Annotated in this window: 22 protein-coding genes and 1 tRNA gene; 19 read left to right on the forward strand and 4 right to left on the reverse strand. The window is 37.0% G+C overall.

Going from position 1 to position 17,648, the window contains the following annotated elements; genetic code table 11:
• Window positions 1-126: 126 nt before the first annotated feature.
• From N3I35_06760 to N3I35_06795, 8 genes are all read left to right on the forward strand, one after another.
• Complete coding sequence (locus N3I35_06760; protein MCX8129784.1) at window positions 127-360, forward strand: hypothetical protein; 234 nt, start codon at window positions 127-129, stop codon at window positions 358-360.
• Window positions 344-820 carry a putative toxin-antitoxin system toxin component, PIN family gene (locus N3I35_06765; protein ID MCX8129785.1) on the forward strand — a complete coding sequence of 159 codons (477 nt, stop codon included), beginning with the start codon at window positions 344-346 and terminating at the stop codon, window positions 818-820. The genes N3I35_06760 and N3I35_06765 overlap by 17 nt, the downstream gene beginning before the upstream one ends.
• A gap of 304 nt (window positions 821-1,124) precedes the next feature.
• Window positions 1,125-2,576 carry a hypothetical protein gene (locus N3I35_06770; GenBank protein MCX8129786.1) on the forward strand — a complete coding sequence of 484 codons (1,452 nt, stop codon included), beginning with the start codon at window positions 1,125-1,127 and terminating at the stop codon, window positions 2,574-2,576.
• Window positions 2,577-2,591: 15 nt separating this feature from the next.
• A complete protein-coding gene (locus tag N3I35_06775) occupies window positions 2,592-6,173 on the forward strand; it encodes a hypothetical protein (protein ID MCX8129787.1) in 3,582 nt (1,193 codons plus the stop codon).
• Between the two features lie 76 nt (window positions 6,174-6,249).
• Window positions 6,250-6,618: a hypothetical protein gene (locus N3I35_06780; protein ID MCX8129788.1), complete on the forward strand. Its 369-nt coding sequence runs from the start codon at window positions 6,250-6,252 to the stop codon at window positions 6,616-6,618.
• Window positions 6,619-6,629: 11 nt separating this feature from the next.
• A complete protein-coding gene (locus N3I35_06785) occupies window positions 6,630-7,214 on the forward strand; it encodes a cyclic lactone autoinducer peptide (GenBank protein MCX8129789.1) in 585 nt (194 codons plus the stop codon).
• Between the two features lie 8 nt (window positions 7,215-7,222).
• Window positions 7,223-7,666, forward strand: coding sequence for a peptidoglycan recognition protein family protein (locus N3I35_06790; GenBank protein MCX8129790.1), 444 nt, complete (start codon window positions 7,223-7,225; stop codon window positions 7,664-7,666).
• A 2-nt stretch (window positions 7,667-7,668) separates the two neighbouring features.
• Window positions 7,669-7,920 carry a phage holin family protein gene (locus tag N3I35_06795; GenBank protein MCX8129791.1) on the forward strand — a complete coding sequence of 84 codons (252 nt, stop codon included), beginning with the start codon at window positions 7,669-7,671 and terminating at the stop codon, window positions 7,918-7,920.
• 25 nt (window positions 7,921-7,945) lie between these two features.
• Here N3I35_06795 and N3I35_06800 read toward each other — a convergent pair whose 3' ends face one another.
• Both N3I35_06800 and N3I35_06805 read right to left on the reverse strand, forming a co-directional pair.
• Window positions 7,946-8,179, reverse strand: coding sequence for a hypothetical protein (locus N3I35_06800; GenBank protein MCX8129792.1), 234 nt, complete (start codon window positions 8,177-8,179; stop codon window positions 7,946-7,948).
• Window positions 8,180-8,367: 188 nt separating this feature from the next.
• Entirely contained in the window at window positions 8,368-8,811 is a 444-nt protein-coding gene (locus N3I35_06805) for a hypothetical protein (protein ID MCX8129793.1), read from the reverse strand.
• A gap of 112 nt (window positions 8,812-8,923) precedes the next feature.
• Between N3I35_06805 and N3I35_06810 the strand changes: the two genes are divergently transcribed.
• From N3I35_06810 to N3I35_06840, 7 genes are read left to right on the forward strand one after another with little or no spacing between them, the layout of a single operon-like run.
• A complete protein-coding gene (locus tag N3I35_06810; protein ID MCX8129794.1) occupies window positions 8,924-9,112 on the forward strand; it encodes a hypothetical protein in 189 nt (62 codons plus the stop codon).
• A gap of 4 nt (window positions 9,113-9,116) precedes the next feature.
• Window positions 9,117-9,308, forward strand: coding sequence for a hypothetical protein (locus tag N3I35_06815; GenBank protein MCX8129795.1), 192 nt, complete (start codon window positions 9,117-9,119; stop codon window positions 9,306-9,308).
• Window positions 9,309-9,345: 37 nt separating this feature from the next.
• Entirely contained in the window at window positions 9,346-9,507 is a 162-nt protein-coding gene (locus N3I35_06820) for a hypothetical protein (GenBank protein ID MCX8129796.1), read from the forward strand.
• 9 nt (window positions 9,508-9,516) lie between these two features.
• Window positions 9,517-9,681 carry a hypothetical protein gene (locus tag N3I35_06825; GenBank protein ID MCX8129797.1) on the forward strand — a complete coding sequence of 55 codons (165 nt, stop codon included), beginning with the start codon at window positions 9,517-9,519 and terminating at the stop codon, window positions 9,679-9,681.
• A gap of 26 nt (window positions 9,682-9,707) precedes the next feature.
• Window positions 9,708-9,860, forward strand: a complete 153-nt coding sequence (locus N3I35_06830; GenBank protein ID MCX8129798.1) for a hypothetical protein — start codon at window positions 9,708-9,710, stop codon at window positions 9,858-9,860.
• An 18-nt stretch (window positions 9,861-9,878) separates the two neighbouring features.
• Window positions 9,879-10,166 (forward strand): hypothetical protein, encoded by a 288-nt coding sequence (locus N3I35_06835; GenBank protein ID MCX8129799.1) that lies wholly within the window; start codon window positions 9,879-9,881, stop codon window positions 10,164-10,166.
• Window positions 10,167-10,171: 5 nt separating this feature from the next.
• Entirely contained in the window at window positions 10,172-10,351 is a 180-nt protein-coding gene (locus N3I35_06840) for a hypothetical protein (protein ID MCX8129800.1), read from the forward strand.
• 274 nt (window positions 10,352-10,625) lie between these two features.
• Here the strand turns inward: N3I35_06840 and N3I35_06845 are convergent.
• A tRNA-Arg gene (locus N3I35_06845) sits at window positions 10,626-10,702 on the reverse strand.
• 175 nt (window positions 10,703-10,877) lie between these two features.
• Here N3I35_06845 and N3I35_06850 point away from each other — a divergent pair.
• Window positions 10,878-13,226: an S-layer homology domain-containing protein gene (locus N3I35_06850; GenBank protein ID MCX8129801.1), complete on the forward strand. Its 2,349-nt coding sequence runs from the start codon at window positions 10,878-10,880 to the stop codon at window positions 13,224-13,226.
• A 49-nt stretch (window positions 13,227-13,275) separates the two neighbouring features.
• On the opposite strand, the gene N3I35_06855 is transcribed toward N3I35_06850, so the two are convergent.
• Window positions 13,276-13,917: a cyclase family protein gene (locus tag N3I35_06855; GenBank protein MCX8129802.1), complete on the reverse strand. Its 642-nt coding sequence runs from the start codon at window positions 13,915-13,917 to the stop codon at window positions 13,276-13,278.
• Between the two features lie 232 nt (window positions 13,918-14,149).
• On the opposite strand from N3I35_06855, the gene N3I35_06860 reads away from it, so the two are divergent.
• From N3I35_06860 to N3I35_06870, 3 genes are read left to right on the forward strand one after another with little or no spacing between them, the layout of a single operon-like run.
• A complete protein-coding gene (locus tag N3I35_06860; GenBank protein MCX8129803.1) occupies window positions 14,150-14,515 on the forward strand; it encodes a hypothetical protein in 366 nt (121 codons plus the stop codon).
• A 35-nt stretch (window positions 14,516-14,550) separates the two neighbouring features.
• Entirely contained in the window at window positions 14,551-16,359 is a 1,809-nt protein-coding gene (gene pepF / locus N3I35_06865) for an oligoendopeptidase F (GenBank protein ID MCX8129804.1), read from the forward strand.
• A 53-nt stretch (window positions 16,360-16,412) separates the two neighbouring features.
• On the forward strand, window positions 16,413-17,528 hold the full coding sequence (locus N3I35_06870) for an aminopeptidase (protein ID MCX8129805.1): 1,116 nt from the start codon (window positions 16,413-16,415) through the stop codon (window positions 17,526-17,528).
• The last annotated feature ends 120 nt before the right edge of the window (window positions 17,529-17,648 follow it).

Raw genomic sequence — 17,648 nt, forward strand, 5'->3', positions numbered from 1 at the left:
AGTCACAAGTCTTGTTAATAATGCATATGTAATTGTAATAAAATAAGTATAGTAAGTATAATTCGGTTAAACGAAGTAAAAAACGGTAAATTATGGTTGCATTGTTGTACAAGGAGTGGTAATATTATGCTACATAACAAATTTAAAGTATATAAAGGGGGAGCTGATAAAATGGAAGCAATTATTAAAAATAATGCAATGTCCATTAGTTCAGCGAAGTCAATTAAAGAACCGAAGACAGATTTGGAATATCTTGTTGAATGGGGAAACGCTGCTGCAAAAGAAAAGGGTTTGACTGAAGAAAGATCGAAAATATTATTGAAAGCAGCTAGGGATTTAATACGTGAAAATAGTTATTGATACTAATGTTTTTGTTAAGGCAATATTTCACAATGATAAATGGTGCCAAAAAGTACTTGAAAACGTTCAAAACGGTTTAGTAACGTATTATTTAAATGATGCTATAGATACAGAAATTAATTTTATTTTTATGTTTCATGCAATTGAAATAGGCAAAACATTAAGGGAAATAATTGGGCCTCACAACAGGTTGCATAGATTGCTTTGGAAGGCAGAAAAAGTTTTTCATGTAACAAAGTCTTCATTATGTGTAGACGATGAAGACGATAACAAATTTATCGATTGTGCAGTTGACAGTAAAGCTAATTACATAATTACTCAGGATGGCAGCCATTTATTTGGACTGGAAGAAAGTATAAAAAAAGAATACGGAATTGCATTAAAGATATTAAGTCCTTATCAATTTATGATAGAGTTTAATGCAAATAAATACAATAAAAAAATTAGTATTAAAAAATAATTAAGCACTCAAAAGAGTGTTTTTAATTTTTTATAACCGTTGGTTAATTCCAGCGGTTTTTTATTGCAACCGTTTTATTCAAAGGTAATTTTAGGGACAAAGAAATAATCACCCTGCCAGCCCGCAGAGTGATTATATAGTTTAATCACGTATGTGGCAACCGCATCAGCGAATTCGATTACCTTTAAATATATTATAGCACATATGTAAAAAGTGTAAACAAAAACTTAATAATTATCAGCAAATAACCGTTCAGGGATGAGCGGTTTTTTTATGCTCAAAAAACAAGAAAGGAAGTGCAAATATGGCATACATATACCCAAAAGAAAAAGAGCCAAACCCAAATGACGTTTTAAAAAAAATGCGTAGAAGTCCGACATACGGATATGGCGACACATCTACAATGGGAGGGAAACCTACAAGTACAGTAAATGGTGAAATGACAGGTAGTGTATACACCCCTGGAAGTGCCACAAAAAAATTAGCCAATTCTCCACGAGGTGGATATTTTGGCGATGCTGATTTATTTGGAGTTCCGGTTACAGGTACAGTAAATGGTAAAAATGTAGGAGGTGGTAGTTGGGGATTACAGCCGACAACAAGGACAGATCCATACGGACAAGATAAAGGCAGCCTAACCTACAAAACACCAGAGCCAGAAAAAGATCCGTCACTTGATATTAACGCATATATGTCAATGATAGGTAATTGGCAAAATGCTCTAAGAGCTAATGAAATAGCTCAAATTGATGATGCTTATAACAAAGCAATGGGTATATACCAAAATGCTCCTGCTTCTATTAACCAAAACGCTAATAATGCATTAAGTCAAAATGACAATATGTATTATACTCAAGCTTTACCGGCAATACAAGCAGCAGCAGAACAAGCCGGAGTATATAGGGGTGGGGATGCATACCAGCAGAATACGCAGGCTATAGCTTCAAGGATGAATAATGCAAGCAGCATTGAGCGTGAAAGAGGGAACCAGTTAAACCAGGTTGCTAATGCATTAACTCAATTACAAGCACAACGACCAATTGACATAGCAAACGCTACTTCTAGTTTAGATGCAGCAGCTATTGCAAAACAAGTTGAAGCGTTACAAAATGTGTTTGGTAATAAGATGCAGTATGCTAATACCTTTGGTACTATGCCTGGAAGTAATCAACAGACATTAGCAGCGCAGAATCAAAATTTTAATAACGGTTTGGCATTAGCAGGAGTAACAGGGTACTATAACGGCGCTCCTACAATGGCAATGCAGCAGTTTAATGCAGATAACTCTTACAGGGATAAAACGTTTGATTACCAAGTAAAGCAGGATAATAGAAATTACAATTATCAGGTATCTAGGGATAAAGTTCTTGATGACCAGTGGTTGAAACAATTTAACTACCAGCAGCAGCAAGATATATTAAATAGAGCCTTGCAGAACAAACAAATAAGTATTGATGAATATCAGGCAAAGACTAGCAGGATAAATGCTAATACGAATGCAACACAAGCAGTTAATCAACAGAATAATTATTTGGCGCAGCAGGAACAGGATAAAGTTAATTTAGCAAATCAGACATTCAACAACTATGTTGCCCAAATAGATAATAGTATGTATGTAAGACGTGACCCAGACACAAACGAAATTGTTGTTGCAAATCCAACAGCTTTAAGAAGTTACATATTAAGCCTATATCCCAACACACCAGAATATGATTCAGCTACAGATAAACTACTTGCTAGATACGGATTGCTATAACAAGGAGATGATATCATGCCAAGCAAATATGCAAAAGAAAGAGAGGCACTAAGGCTATCTAGTGCCAATAATATTTCTAAGTATGATACAGAAAGAAATAAACTAAAAAATTCAGATGTAAGTAAATATGATGCAGAACGGAAACAAATTAAGCAACAGACTAAGCCGGAGCAATCCGGCTTTTCTCCTGTTGAAAAAAGTCTTAAAGTAGAAGAAGTAAAGTCAAAAACTAAAATAACGCCTAATATGATGGGTGATTACTTTGTAAATAATAAGACTACTGAGCAAGTATCCAAAGAAAAAAACACCACGCAAAACAAGGTAAAGTCATTGCTTACACCTGAAGAATACAATTCACTTCCTAAATACGGATATTTACCAGGGCAAACACCTGTTAAAACAAGGAATTTTTTAGGCATTGAAACAAAAGAAGGTAAGAAAGCAAGACAAGAATTAGACACTTGGTCAAAAAAATATCCTGAAGCATATTCAAAACTTAATAGCTATGATTTATCTAATAAAGATTATTCTAAATCAGATGCTGCAATACTTAGCTTTGGGGATGCTGCAACATTAGGAGCCGCAAGTACACTAGCAAATACTCTTTATAAAAATAATATGCCTGCCGGCACTGAAAATTTACAAATTGATCCTATGCAAAAAGCCAAAGAGCAACAGCCAGGTGCATATACAGCAGGCACATTATTAGGTTATGTTACACCAGGTTCTCTGGCTACAAAAGGCACAGGTATGGTAGCAAAACCTATTATTAAAAAAATATCTTCTAATATAGGCAAAAAAGCTGCTGAAGGTGCAATTGCAGGCGCAGGATTAGAAACTGTTGAAGGTGTAATTCGTGGTGAAAGTGCTGCAAATATAGGTAAACGTGTTGCTGCTGGTGCTGCTTTAGGTGCTGCAGGAGATGTGGCAGCGTATGGTATAGGTAAAGGAATAAAAATAATAGCAGATAAAATAAAAACTGGTAAATTACATACATCAGCAGAAAAAGAAACAGTAAAAAATACGCTGATAGATGATGCCATACCAGACACAAAAAAATATATAGCGACTAAAACTACTAAACCAAATACAAACATTAAGAATGTCTCACAAAAAGGCTATACATCATTAATTGATGATTTGTATCCTATTAGCAAAACAAATGATGAAGCCTACATAAAAGCTTTGAATTCTAGGCAAGCTGACATGATAGCTCATAGATCATTGACTACTGGATTAGTTAATAAAAACGGTGAAGTAGTTGGTAAAAGCTTGGCAGACATTACTAAAAGCATTCCAAAAGGCTTAGAAAATAATTTTGAGGATTATCTAATTAATAGGCGTGCTTCTTATTGGATGGAACAAGGCAAAAAAGTATTTCCAGACGAAGCAAAAATGACACCTGAAAAGTCCAGGGCTAAAGTTGCAGAATATGAGGCAATGCATCCGCAATTTAAACAGTTAGGTGATGAGTATATAAAATATAACCAAGACTTAACTAAGACATGGCTTGTAGACTCTGGAATAATATCTCCTGAAGCTTTTGATAACATGGTAAAACTTGACCCGGATTATGTCCCGTTTCAAAGACAATTTGAAGATATTGAAAAGGGAGCAGGCATTTTTGCTAAAAAAGGATTTGTAAACCAGAAGAATCCAATAAAAAAAGCTACAGGAAGTCAGAGAAAAATAATTCCTCCAATAGAGTCTACAATACAAAAAACAGGCCAGTATATAAAAGCTGCAAAGCGTAACGAGGTTGCACAATCAATTTTAAATGATGTTCGTATGAATCCGGAAGAATATAGTGGAATAATTGAAATAGTTCCACCAAAAACAGCAAGCTTATCTAATGACGCAATAACTGATATAAACAAAATACTTCAAGAAGAAGGTATTGACGGACTAGTTAATAAGTTTAATGAGCCTTGGGAACGTCAACAATTCTTTGCAAATAGAGGTGGAGCTATAGAAAGCGGCGCAAATATTGTTACTGTAATGGAGAATGGCGCACCAGTGCATATGAAAGTTAACGACCCTGATTTACTAAAGGCTTTGACAAATCTTAATCCGCAGCAAGCAACTGCAATTATTAGGGGTGTTGGTAAAATCACTGGTATGATGAAAACATTAACAACCGGTATTAACCCTGTGTTTGGATTAGCTCGCAACGTGTGGAGAGACTTGGCGACTGGTTATATAAACAGTAAGACAATTGGCATGAATCCATTAGGGTATGCACAATATTTATGGGACTTGACTAAGGCTATAGGGAATACAATAGCTGAGCCTTTAGGACGTTCAAAACTATTACCAGAAACATTTCAGGAACTTTTTGCCAAGGGTGGCGAACCTATGGCATACTTTAAAAATATAGGTGGAGGTGGGCATGTATCTTCTATATCAAGTGACAGAAACTTACTTGCAAAAGCTAAAGCAGACATATTGCCAAAATCAAATTTAAGAAAAGTGGCAAGTGTTCCAGGCAAAATCTACAGAGGAATAGAAAGTTTGAATAATACTCTTGAAGTTGCACCAAGGCTTGCCGAGTTTAAGCGTAATATTAAAAATGGAAACAGCATTGATAAGGCATTGTTTGAGTCGCAAGACCTGACTGTAAATTTTAGCAGAAAGGGAAACGTAGCAAAAGAAGCAGATGCGTTTATACCTTATTTAAACGCTGCATTACAGGGTTTTGATAAAGAAATTAGGGTATACAATCCAATGCGGGGGAATGGCAAAAATGCGCTAAATTCATTAGTAAAATCTGTATATGCTATTACTATTCCAACAATGATACTTTACGCTATGAACCATGATGACACTGACTATAAAATGTTAAGTGACTATCAAAAAGACAATTACTATAACATACCAAAAGGTGACGGAACTTTTTGGAAAATACCAAAGCCAAGAGAAGCAGGTGTAATTTTTGGGGCGCTTATAGAAAGACTATTGCGATCATTTAAAGACAATGACCCTCAAGCATTTAATAGGTTTGCAGATACTATAAAACAGAATTTTAAGCCACCAACAGAGCCAGTGTTTATGCCAGCATATGACATATGGTCAAGTCCTGAAGGTAAAGATTGGAGAGGAAATCCTATAGTTAATCAAAGTATGTTAAAGCTTTCACCAAGATATCAATATGACGAAAATACAAGCGAGCCTGGAAAGTTTATTGGAAACCTGTTTAATATATCTCCAAAGAAGATAGATGCAACCGCGAAATCGTACCTTGGTGGAGTAGCGCAGCTTGGTTTACCAGCTACAACAAAAGGTAAAAGTGTAATTGATACTTTAAAATCTCAGTTTACAGTGGACCCGGCTTACAATAATGACATTATGAATGATTTTTACAATAAGCTTAATTCGTTAGAGATTAAAGCTAATGATAAGGATTTTCTATCAGGTGTATCTGGTAAACTTGACACAAGACAAACAACGTCTGAAGAAAAAGAAGTCAGCATAATGAGAAAGTACAAAAAACAAATTGATGATATCAATAAAATAATTAAGGCAACTGATAACATTGAAGAAAAACGCAGATTAAGGTTACAAATGTTACAGATTGCTAAACAAGCATTAGAGGGCTAATAAAATAGTCCTCTTTTATTATAATTACCGCTATCAACGCAGCTACGATATTACACAAGCGGATGGAGGTAAAGGGATGCATGAATGTACACAACAAGAAGTTATAAGTGAAATAAGGGAATTAACTAGAGAGCTAAAAACGAGAAACGAGTATTCAGCTAAACATGAAGAAAAAATGGATAAAATGGTGGAGGAACTTGTTAGAGCGCGGGAAGATCACGACAAACGCATAACGGCTCTTGAAGTACTCCCGGGTAAAGTAAGTCAGTTAATTGATGATGAAACTATTAACATTAAGCGACTAGGCAAAGACAAAGTTCAAAAGCATATGTCAACTGGCCTGCTTATAGTAATCATATTATCATCTTTAACCCTAGTTTCTGGTGTAGTAGGTACTTTATATGTTTTCTTAAATAAGGTAATACAGATTATTCCAACAAAATAAGGAGGGTATTTATGGAACTATTTATCAACATCTTATCAACAATTGTCGAGACATTATTTTTCTTTTTATTTGTTACAGTTATATGCCGTAAGAGCATGGTGTATAACGAAGGAGAAAATTTGTTGCTAAAATTTATCTGCTCATTTTTATTGACAGTAGGGATGCTTATTCTGGTTTATATTTTTATGCCAGGGTACAGGGTATTTATTGCTATACCTATAATTGCATTAATACTATGTTTAAGCTATAGCCGTATAACATGGGCTAACTTAAGTAACTACGTATTGGCTACGGCTTTAACAGTGTTAGGGTCTGCGTTAATCGAAAGTTCATATGTATTTTTGTATATGATTCTTAAGAGTATAACAACTTTTTCAACTGCTGAAATGTTTATTTTAAGTATTCCCGAAAGGATAATCCAGTATACAGTGCTTGGTATAGTAGCGTATAAATGTTATCAAAAAGACTATCCAAAGCCAGTAATGAAAGCTATGAGCATTGGAATAACTGCATTATCTTCAAGGGTTGCTTTATGGCCTTCTATGCTTTGGCTATATCAACCTAAAGAGCCAAAATCTATAAGAAAGTTTAGTTGAGGTGTATTATGCGAAATAATCCAAAATCTATAATAATTCACCATAGCCTTACTAAGGATGGTAAGGTTGTAGACTGGACCGCTATAACCAAATATCATATTGAACATAATGGATGGAGCAACAACGGATATCACTGGGGTATAGAGCGTGTCGGTGATAAATGGGTAATACAGAAAGGCCGTGCAGAAAATGTACAAGGAGCCCACACCAAAGAACAAGGTATGAATGTAAAGTCTATCGGTATATGTGTAGTCGGGAACTACGACATTGACGATCTGCCTAAACAGGCGTTTGATTTACTTGTCAGCCTGATAAAGGATATAAACAAGCGGTACAAGAAGTCATTCCCTATAGAGTCACATAATAAATATGCTAAATATAAAACATGTCCCGGCAAAAAATTTCCTCTTAAAAAACTTATAAATGCTGTATATCAGAAAGGAGCTGCTTAACTATGGATATTATGCAGTACATAACTAAAGAAGCTTTAATACTTATCCCTGTATTGTGGGTAATAGGCTATATAATCAAGTCTATCCCTAATATAGCTAATTGGATTATTCCTATTGTTGTGATTGTCCTAGGGGCTATTTTGGGGCTTGTAGTAGTATCACAAGATGTTAATGGAGTAATACAAGGGATACTTGCTGGTGCTGCTTCAGTAGGGTTAAATCAGGTAAAAAGACAGGCCGAAAAACAGACATAAAAAATGGGTGGCTTAACTGTCACCCTTATTTCTTTTCAATATACCAATACCACGGCTCAGTTTTCATTATGTACTTTTCTATCTTCGCATCTCTTGTAAATATACTTACTCTTTGCCCGCTTTTGTCATTTTTTATAAAAGTTACTATAAATCCTGGGCTGCCATCCTCCATACCACCAGCACATAAAAATATATAGTTATTATCTTTAAACCACTGTAACGCAATTTTACATTGATTTAGGCTTGTTATTTCTTTCATGTATACTCCACTCTATCTATCTCCTTTCTTACTATAAAAAGCAAGCCCAGCTGCACTTGCTGCATGTCAGTAATGATTAGTCGGTATTATCCAATTCTCGGTAGATTCGATTGGAATCATACTGCTGGTCTACATTACTGGAATTTCTCCATATATACCCACACTATTAGATGTGGGAAGTGGTAAAACTACCATCCTGTAAACTCAGGTAATGCAATAAACTCTTTTTCAAGCATTTCATTGCATTTTATCTTAAATACTCCTAGTTGTATTTCTTTTCCTAGTTCCATGTTTCCTATTTGTTCAATAAATGGGTTTATATCTTCTTTGCTATATCCACATTCACTATTGCAATCTAATTCGTTTTCCAGTTCGTATTGAAATGATGTAGGTGTATTATCTGTCCAACCCATACCTTCGTCAGCGTGTTCTATGCTCCACACTTTTATTTTCTTTTCAACTCCCAGTAGTCTATAATCTTCGTCTGTTTCAGGTATAAACTTGCTCATGCATTTACCGCTAGGAGTAACATAGTAACCCCCACAATCACATTTCATTCCTTTTGCCATTACATCAAGTTCAGTTACATCATGTTCCTTATGGCAAGTAAAACAATAATTTATTACTTTCATTACTTTTCACCTCATAATAATTTTATCATAATTTATTAAAATTGTCAAACACAATCTTTACAGAAATAAAACATTATGATATAATTAGATTATCAAAAGGAGGATATAAGGCATGAAAAAGACCATAGACTTATCAAGAGAAGCACTTGCAATATACGACAAATGGGGATATAAGAAGTCTGAAAATGTCTCACAGGCTATTATAGAGTTTGAGCAAAAAGACACTGTAAGCCTTGAAAATAGGGTATCTGATTTAGAAAAACAAGTTAAGGAACTAAAGGATATTATAGAAAGGAAGTGATAGAATGAATATTCCGAAGTATAGCTATTATAAAAAGTATAACATAAGCAGATTATCTTATCTGAAATGGTTATACCGAATAAAAGTTTTGAAACAGAAAGTTTGTATCGGTATTGATTTACAATGCAATAACGGCATATGGACAAGAGGATATATAGACTATGACGGAGAATATAAAGTAACAGTTGTTAGGTAGTTAAGGAACTAAAGGATATTATAGGAGGTAAGTGAAGATGAAATGTTTCACATGTAAAACCGAAATGAATTGCTATGATGATGTAAATGAAATATCAAAACGCATAGACTTTGTGGAATGTCCAAAGTGTCATTCAAAGGCAGATATTATATACTGCAACCATGGAGAATACATTGAAAGTGTAAACTGGAAACGGTAGGAGGCAATTATGACTATTGAAGAAAAGAATGAACGAATTGAAGAAATATTAATAAAACTACAAGGACTATATTTTAGGGATTCAGATGTAGGGCTTTGTGGTTGTGAACGTTCTGAGGTATGGTATTTGGAAAAGGAATTAGAAGCTTTGCAATCTGAGGTTCAACCCAAATAAGGGGATATTATATGAGGTAAGGGAAGATGAGGAAAGATAGAAATATTGAGCCATTAATAAACAACTTACTAAAGTTTTGTGAAGAAAACAACATTGATTTAGATGATGTAGCGGAATTGATAAAGTTTTTGAAGTGGAAAAATGAACAAGAAAAAACTGTTGAGGTTCAACCCAAATAAGAAAGGGGAATAGGTGATATGAGTGAACATAGTCCGTTACCATGGAGAACGTATCCACATATAAACAGTAGACATTATATAATTGATAACTACACAACCGGACTTGTTGCTGCGGATTGTGGGGTAGAAACTAATAAATATTCTAAAGCAAATGCTGAGTACATAGTAGAAGCATGTAACAACTATCCAGCTTTAAAACAAGAGAATGATAAACTTAAAGAAGCATTTAAAGAATGTCTTGACGATATTCTAAGCGAAGGATACAAAGGATATGAAAAATATAGAGAGTTATTGAAAGGAGAGTAGTGTATATGGATAAAAAGTGTGTAGGTTGCCCGGACCGCTCTAAATCTATAAATGAGTTTGATTGGTGTTTTTGTTTAAATATAGAAGTAAACAGGAAGTGTGGCAACACAGGTAAAAACTATCCGTCATGTCTCAGGGCTCAATCATATTATTGTAATAAAGATTATAGAAATGCTGTAGGCTAAAACGTTTTCATTCTTATCTGCTCATATCCAGGTTTCAGATCACACATATCTATACGTTTATCTACTTTATCTAAACCATGATAATAATATAATGTTACTATACAATACCCGGTATATACATAGCGTATAATACCGGTATATTTTTTGTATATTATTGGGTCGCCTGGTTTTATAATATCACCTCAATATGCAAATTCTATGAAAAAAAGCGTCGGTTTATTTTGCCTAAGAAAATAATAAAACCGCCTGCGCCTACGCACAAGCGGTTATTATCTGGTGTACCCAAGAGGATTCGAACCTCCGGCCTGCGGTTTAGGAAACCGACGCTCTATCCTGCTGAGCTATGGGTACATATAGCCACTAAAAAGCGGCGACTATTAGTATACTAAAAAAAGCTATACTTTTCAAGAGGAATTTTTTTCAATTTATTATATGCCTAATTACCTATTTATTCATATACCTATTCTGCCGATATTCTATAATAAATAGAGCCCATATATTCACTATGCTTCCCGGGGGAATATTAATGATAAAGAGAATAAGTAATAATTTATTGATATACACGTTAATAATAGCTATGATGGCGGTTATTTTTCCTGTGGGGGGGATATCGGCGGCAGCGGCGCCTTCTGCTCTTACACTGACTATTGTAGACGGCAGACAGATCAAATTGACCTGGATCGATACTCTAAGTAATGAGACAGGCTATAGAATAGACAGGAAAGCCGATAACGGTACATTTACCGAGGTGGGTTCTACTTTTGCAAACAGCAGGGAGTGGAATGATTACAATGCATCTGCGGGAGTGACTTATACGTACAGGGTAAGGTCTATTGACTCCTCGGGCAATTCTACAATACATACAGATGAGGTATCTGTAACTACTTCTATTATCGACAGGCCCGCTACATTGACGGTTACAGCAGTATCTTCATCACAGATTGACTTGACCTGGACATATCCGGGATCCAGAAGTTTTGACACAGTTGTAGAAAGAAGTCTGACAGGAGGAACAAACGGCTCCTGGCATGCTATTGCCACATTGCCGGCAGGAACCAACAATTACAGTGATAAAGGGCTAGGGACAAACATACAGTATTGGTACAGGATAAAAGCTGTATATAATTCAAATATTTTTTCAGCCTATTGTCCCTATGAATCAGGAAGCTGGGTATTTACAAAGCTGAATGCACCTATTGATATTTACGGCTATGCCGCATCATCGACACAGATTTTTCTATCATGGAAAGATACTTCAGACAGAACACTTTATTTTGATATAGAAAGAAAGGATGGGGAAGACGGAGAATTCCGGGTTGTAGGCACTGCAAGACAGGGCGCTGTCTCATGGGTTGATTCGGGATTGACTACAAATAATACATATACATATAGAATCAGGGCTAAAAGTCCTGTTGCTATACCGGTTTTAAACTACTCCAATTATACAGAGGAAATCACAGTCAAATGTGTATACCTGATGGAACCGACCTACCTGACGGCAGTAGCTTCATCAAACTTTGAGGTGCAGCTTGAGTGGAAGGATAACTCAAACAACGAAACCGAATTTGAAATATGGAGGAAGGCAGGAACGGAGGCAAAGTGGGAAAAGTATGCTTCTGTTGACCGTAACGTAACAAGCTATACGGATAGCAACGTTTCTTCAGATTTGTCATATAGCTATAAAGTCAGGGGACACATGCTTTATAATGATGCTTACTCCGCTTTTACAAACGAGGCAGGTGTATGGACGGTACAGCTTAATCCGCCTACAGGCTTACAGGCTTTAGTTTCTACGGGCGGGGAGATAAAACTTATATGGGAGGATAACTCAAGAAATGAGACAGGTTTTGCTGTCGAAAGAAAAGCCGGTATAGACGGGAAATGGATAGAAATAGCTTTTCTTCCCTCGAACACCAGCAGTTATACCGATAAGAACCTGAGTAATACAGAACAATACTTTTATAGGGTGAAAGTATATGAAAGCACATATTACAAATCTTTCACCTATAGTGAAGAAATACAGGCTTCTGCAAAGCTGCCGGCTTCACCGTCGGATGTTTCGGCAAAAGCCATATCTTCCAGCAATATAAAGATAAGCTGGAAGGATAACTATAATGATGAACTGGGTTTCAGAATAGAAAGAAGGCCCGGAAACTCATGGACTTACGAGGAGGTCGGACAGGCGCTCCCAAATACCGCCTCCTACCTGGACAGTGGACTGGCACCTGGTACGGGGTATTATTACAGAGTTTGTATGTTTGATAATTCGGGGGACTCGGCTTATAGTAAGGAAGTGTATGTCAGCACTCTCAAAGGTGTTTCATTTAAGGATGTTCCGGCTGCATACTGGGCAAAGAGCGAAATAGAAAATCTTGCAAGCAGAGGAGTTTTCAAAGCTAAATCAGGAGGCTATTTTAAGCCGAATGAAAAGATAACAAGGGGAGAATTTGCATATATACTGGTAAAGGCCTTAAAACTGAATAAAACAGTAGCAGGCTCATTTGCCGATGTTACTTCAAAACATACATACTATAAAGAAATTATGATTGCAGATAAAATGGGTATTATCACAAAAAGTAAAAACAACTGTTTCTATCCTGAGAGAGCTGTAACAAGACAGGATATGGCAGTGTTTGTTTCAAGGGCACTAAAAGCAATCGATAAACCTTTACGTGAGTTTGATTTGTCAATACTTGATGGATTTACAGACAAAAAGTATGTATCCGCCGGTGTTATAAATAATATTGCCTCCATGTTTGGTGAAGGTGTAATGACGGGGAAAACAAAGAGCGGGAAAAAGGTGATTGCTCCCTGGGATACTGTAACCAGAGCGGATGCGGCGGTGGTCATATACAAGATCATAGACAGAGAATAAAATATGGAGTCAGATACAGAGAGTGTTTTTAGTCCGGCTCAATTGGGTATTACCCTTCTATTTCTAAGAGTACGGCTCTTACGGGGGAGCCATCAACACCTGTTATCTTTAAAGGGAGACAGGATAGGAAATATTCTCCCTCCGGCACATCTTTCAGGAGCAAGCTTTCCATGATACCTATATTATTTCCCAGAAGTATATGGTGTGCAGGATGATCAGACGAGTCAAACTTATCTATAGCAAGGTAGTCTATGCCTACAGATTTGACTTTTTTACTTACCAGATAGTTTGCTGCAGACTCATCCAGATATACAAAACCTCTGGCAAATTTGCAGTCTTCAGGTAAATTACTGTTGGCTGTCTTAAAAAGTATTATATCATTTTCATTAATTGCAAGATTCTCTAAATCTCCAGCAGTGACAGCCTTTCTCGACTTTACCTCAAATACCTTTGCGTTTCCTATATACTTTGAAATATCCAATGAAGCTATATCGCAGCCTTCATCTATGAAATGGAAGGGTGCATCTATATGTGTACCTGTATGAAGACCCATTTCTATAGATGAAAGATTGCAGACATTGCCGTTTTTTATAAGGGCTTCCCTTTTTATTGTAACACTCCTGTCACCCGGCCATATGACCATATCCGTGTGTATTCTTCTGGTAATATCTATAACCTTCTTAATTTTCATGGAAATCAGCCTTTCCAAGTGTTGTTTTCAAATATTTTATCACTTATTGTCAGTACATACTACCCTGGCATTGGAAATGTTACGTGCAATAGGTTATAATAGGGAAATAATATATTAGTTAGTTTAATATGCTTATAAATGAGGAAAATAAATGCTGAGCATATATCCGGTTGAAAAAAACAGGGAAAGGAATAATAAATACTATAACCTGTAGTTTGATAAGGAGAGGATTATGCATAATAAATATTTGGCAGCAGTGTTTTACATACTCATTGGTGTAGTAAGCTTATTTTTATCATTCTTTGTAGTGTTCAACTTTATGTTTTCCGACAGCGGAAGCACTGGTGAGAGGGTTGCTACATACATAATCGCAGCTGCGGCGTACGGTATCGTTGGTAGTGCGGGAGGTTTTATAAAGCCCGGGAGTTGGAAGACGGCAAGCATGTTGCTTATACTGCCTGTATTGGTAATCACATTTTTATATTCTGTTAGAGAGATTGAAAGCGTGGGGCTTAATATCGCGTATCTTATTACAGCTATTGTATTCGCATTTTCAGGAGCCTATATAGGGTCCTGGACAAAGCTTCGGAGAAAATAAATCTAAAATCAAATACATATAAGGAGGTACAGGAAATGACAGAAAGCAAAGTAAACAAGCTTCCAAAAAGAGAGGAAATTGACAATAGGTATAAATGGAAACTTGAGGATATCTATGAAAGTATTGAAAAGTGGGAGGAAGATTTCAAAACCGTAAAGCAGCTGTTGGGAAAAGTAGCTGCATTCAGAGGGCATTTGGGTGAAAGGACGGATAAACTGCTTAGCTGTCTGAGGCTTAGTGATGAGCTTACATCCCTCAGCGACAAGCTTTTTGTATACTCAAGGATGAAAAGAGATGAGAATAACACCGATCCGGCATACCAGGCTTTGACGGAGCGCATATCAGCTCTGGCAACAGAGGTTTATGCGGCTGTCTCTTTCATTGTTCCCGAAATAATATCCATACCTGAAAACTCCTTGAAGGAATTTATGGAAAGCAATAATGAACTCAGGATATATAGCCATTTCATAAACGAAGTATTAAGACAAAAGAAACACATCCTCTCCGAGCGGGAAGAAGAAATCCTGGCGTTATCTGCCGAGGTTGCACATGCTCCCCATGATATATTTACCATGTTTAATAATGCAGATATAAAATTCCCTTTCATAAAGGATGAAAACGGTGAAGAAGTAGAGGTGACTAAAGGAAGATACATAAAATTTCTTGAGAGTAAAGACAGAAGAGTGAGGGAGGATGCTTTTCACGCTATCTACAGTTCTTACAAGAAGAATAATAACACTCTTGCCGCCTCATTGACCAGCAATGTAAAGAAAAACAGATTCTATACCATAGTCAGGAAGTATAACTCATCCCTCGAGGCTTCCCTGGATTCAGACAATATCTCTGCAGAGGTATATGACAATCTGATTGAGACTGTCAACAAAAATCTGCATCTTTTACACAGGTATCTGAGACTGCGTAAGAAGGCTCTGAAATTAGACGAACTTCATATGTACGATCTTTATGTTCCTATAGTAGAAGAGCCAAAATCAAATATCCTGTATGAAGAGGCTCTTGAGATGGTGGAAAAAGGGCTTCACCCATTGGGGAGCGAGTACATAGGATATTTGAAAAAGGGTCTTACCGAGGGCTGGATAGATGTGTACGAAAATGAGGGTAAGACCAGCGGCGCATACTCGTGGGGAGCATATAAAACGCACCCGTATGTACTGCTGAATTATCAGGGTACGATAAACGATGTGTTTACTCTTGCCCATGAAATGGGGCATGCTCTCCATTCCTTCTATACTAATAAAACACAGCCTTATATATATTCGGAATATAAGATATTTGTTGCTGAGGTAGCGTCTACTGTCAATGAATCACTGCTTATGAAGCACCTGCTTGCAAATACTCAGGATAGAAAAGAGAAAGCTTATCTGTTGAATCACTACCTGGAGGAATTCAGGGGAACAGTATTCAGACAGGTGATGTTTGCTGAGTATGAAAAGATTATCCATGCAAAAGTCGAACAGGGAGAGGCGCTCACTGCCCAGGCTCTGTCTGCAATTTACAGGGAGCTGAATCTTAAATACTTTGGTAGTGAAGTGACGGTTGATGAGGATATTGATATGGAATGGGCGAGAATACCTCATTTCTATACGAGCTTCTATGTTTACAAATATGCTACAGGGTTCTCTGCTGCTGCTTCTCTGTCACAGCAGATACTAAATGAAGGGCAGCCCGCTGTAGACAGATATATAAAATTCCTCAGCAGCGGCGGTTCCGACTATCCTATCGAACTGCTGAAAAAAGCTGGTGTTGACCTTTCCACACCAAAGCCTGTACAGGACGCTTTAAATGTATTCGAAGGCTTGCTTGCAGAGTTGGAACAGCTGCTATAAAACCGTGATAAAATCATACTGGGACTATAAATACTTAAAGGAGATACAGGACCATGAAGGACCCGCGAATAGAAAAGCTTGCAGAAAACCTAATAAACTACTCCGTAGAACTGAAGCCCGGGGAGAAGATACTTATTGAGACTATAGGTTTTGAAATACCGCTTGCAAAAGAACTGATCAGGCAGGCATACAAGGCAGGGGGCGTACCATACCTTACCATAAAGAATCAGGAACTGCTCCGTACGGTCCTGAGTGAAAGTACAGAGGAGCAAATCAAGCAGATGGCTGAGTTTGAAATAATCCGGATGAAGGAAATGAAGGCCTATATCGGATTGAGATCCGGTGAAAATGTAAGCGAAATGGGGGCGGTGCCTTCTGAAAAAATGAAGCTATATACCCGGCATTATCTGCACCCCCTGCACTCAGAGCAGAGGGTTAAGCACACAAAGTGGTGTATACTGAGGTATCCGAACCATTCTATGGCTCAGCTTGCAAGCATGGCTACAGATAATTTTGAAGATTTTTATTTTAAAGTGTGCAACCTCGATTACTCAAAAATGTCAAAAGCTATGGATAACCTTGTATCATTTATGGAAAGAACGGACCGGGTCAAAATCACTGGTAAGGATACGGATCTCTCCTTCTCCATAAAAGGACTTCCTGCCATTAAATGTGACGGAAAGCTTAATATACCCGATGGGGAGGTATTTACCGCACCTTTGAAAGATTCTGTCAATGGAGTGATATCCTATAATTCGCCGGCGGTATATCAGGGAGTGACATTTGAAAATATCCGTCTGGAATTCAAAGACGGGAAAATAGTCAAGGCCACAGCTAACGACACTGAAAGGATCAACAAGATTTTTGATACCGATGAAGGCGCAAGATATGTGGGAGAGTTTGCAATAGGTGTTAATCCATATATTGAAAGGCCGATGAAGGATACTTTGTTTGATGAAAAGATCAAGGGAAGCATTCATTTCACTCCCGGGAGCTGTTATGATGAATGTGACAATGGTAACCAATCAGCCATACATTGGGATCTCGTGTTTATACAAAGGCCAGAGTATGGTGGCGGGGAAATATGGTTTGATGATACATTGATCCGTAAAGACGGGCTATTTGTGCCGGAAGAGTTGAAATGCCTGAATCCGGAAAACTTAGTTTAAACAGATGATATTTTCTTAATAAATCATATAGGAAAATCCGCCTGTCGCGGACATAAAAGGTGAGGGTTGCAAACTATCCGGCAACCCTCATTTTTGCATCTCAATACAAATATAGTAAAA

It is taken from the genome of Clostridia bacterium, from assembly GCA_026414765.1.
Taxonomy (GTDB): Bacteria; Bacillota; Clostridia; order Acetivibrionales; family DSM-27016; genus SKW86.

Bases quoted from the DNA above. Each gene is read 5' to 3' on its own strand.
- N3I35_06805 (MCX8129793.1), bottom strand. From the start codon at position 8,811: ATGAAAGTAATAAATTATTGTTTTACTTGCCATAAGGAACATGATGTA.
- N3I35_06800 (MCX8129792.1), bottom strand. From the start codon at position 8,179: ATGAAAGAAATAACAAGCCTAAATCAATGTAAAATTGCGTTACAGTGG.
- N3I35_06795 (MCX8129791.1), top strand. From the start codon at position 7,669: ATGGATATTATGCAGTACATAACTAAAGAAGCTTTAATACTTATCCCT.
- N3I35_06790 (MCX8129790.1), top strand. From the start codon at position 7,223: ATGCGAAATAATCCAAAATCTATAATAATTCACCATAGCCTTACTAAG.
- N3I35_06840 (MCX8129800.1), top strand. From the start codon at position 10,172: ATGGATAAAAAGTGTGTAGGTTGCCCGGACCGCTCTAAATCTATAAAT.
- N3I35_06820 (MCX8129796.1), top strand. From the start codon at position 9,346: ATGAAATGTTTCACATGTAAAACCGAAATGAATTGCTATGATGATGTA.
- N3I35_06785 (MCX8129789.1), top strand. From the start codon at position 6,630: ATGGAACTATTTATCAACATCTTATCAACAATTGTCGAGACATTATTT.
- N3I35_06810 (MCX8129794.1), top strand. From the start codon at position 8,924: ATGAAAAAGACCATAGACTTATCAAGAGAAGCACTTGCAATATACGAC.
- N3I35_06825 (MCX8129797.1), top strand. From the start codon at position 9,517: ATGACTATTGAAGAAAAGAATGAACGAATTGAAGAAATATTAATAAAA.
- N3I35_06860 (MCX8129803.1), top strand. From the start codon at position 14,150: ATGCATAATAAATATTTGGCAGCAGTGTTTTACATACTCATTGGTGTA.
- N3I35_06780 (MCX8129788.1), top strand. From the start codon at position 6,250: ATGCATGAATGTACACAACAAGAAGTTATAAGTGAAATAAGGGAATTA.
- N3I35_06830 (MCX8129798.1), top strand. From the start codon at position 9,708: ATGAGGAAAGATAGAAATATTGAGCCATTAATAAACAACTTACTAAAG.
- pepF (MCX8129804.1), top strand. From the start codon at position 14,551: ATGACAGAAAGCAAAGTAAACAAGCTTCCAAAAAGAGAGGAAATTGAC.
- N3I35_06835 (MCX8129799.1), top strand. From the start codon at position 9,879: ATGAGTGAACATAGTCCGTTACCATGGAGAACGTATCCACATATAAAC.
- N3I35_06855 (MCX8129802.1), bottom strand. From the start codon at position 13,917: ATGAAAATTAAGAAGGTTATAGATATTACCAGAAGAATACACACGGAT.
- N3I35_06815 (MCX8129795.1), top strand. From the start codon at position 9,117: ATGAATATTCCGAAGTATAGCTATTATAAAAAGTATAACATAAGCAGA.
- N3I35_06775 (MCX8129787.1), top strand. From the start codon at position 2,592: ATGCCAAGCAAATATGCAAAAGAAAGAGAGGCACTAAGGCTATCTAGT.
- N3I35_06850 (MCX8129801.1), top strand. From the start codon at position 10,878: ATGATAAAGAGAATAAGTAATAATTTATTGATATACACGTTAATAATA.
- N3I35_06870 (MCX8129805.1), top strand. From the start codon at position 16,413: ATGAAGGACCCGCGAATAGAAAAGCTTGCAGAAAACCTAATAAACTAC.
- N3I35_06770 (MCX8129786.1), top strand. From the start codon at position 1,125: ATGGCATACATATACCCAAAAGAAAAAGAGCCAAACCCAAATGACGTT.
- N3I35_06760 (MCX8129784.1), top strand. From the start codon at position 127: ATGCTACATAACAAATTTAAAGTATATAAAGGGGGAGCTGATAAAATG.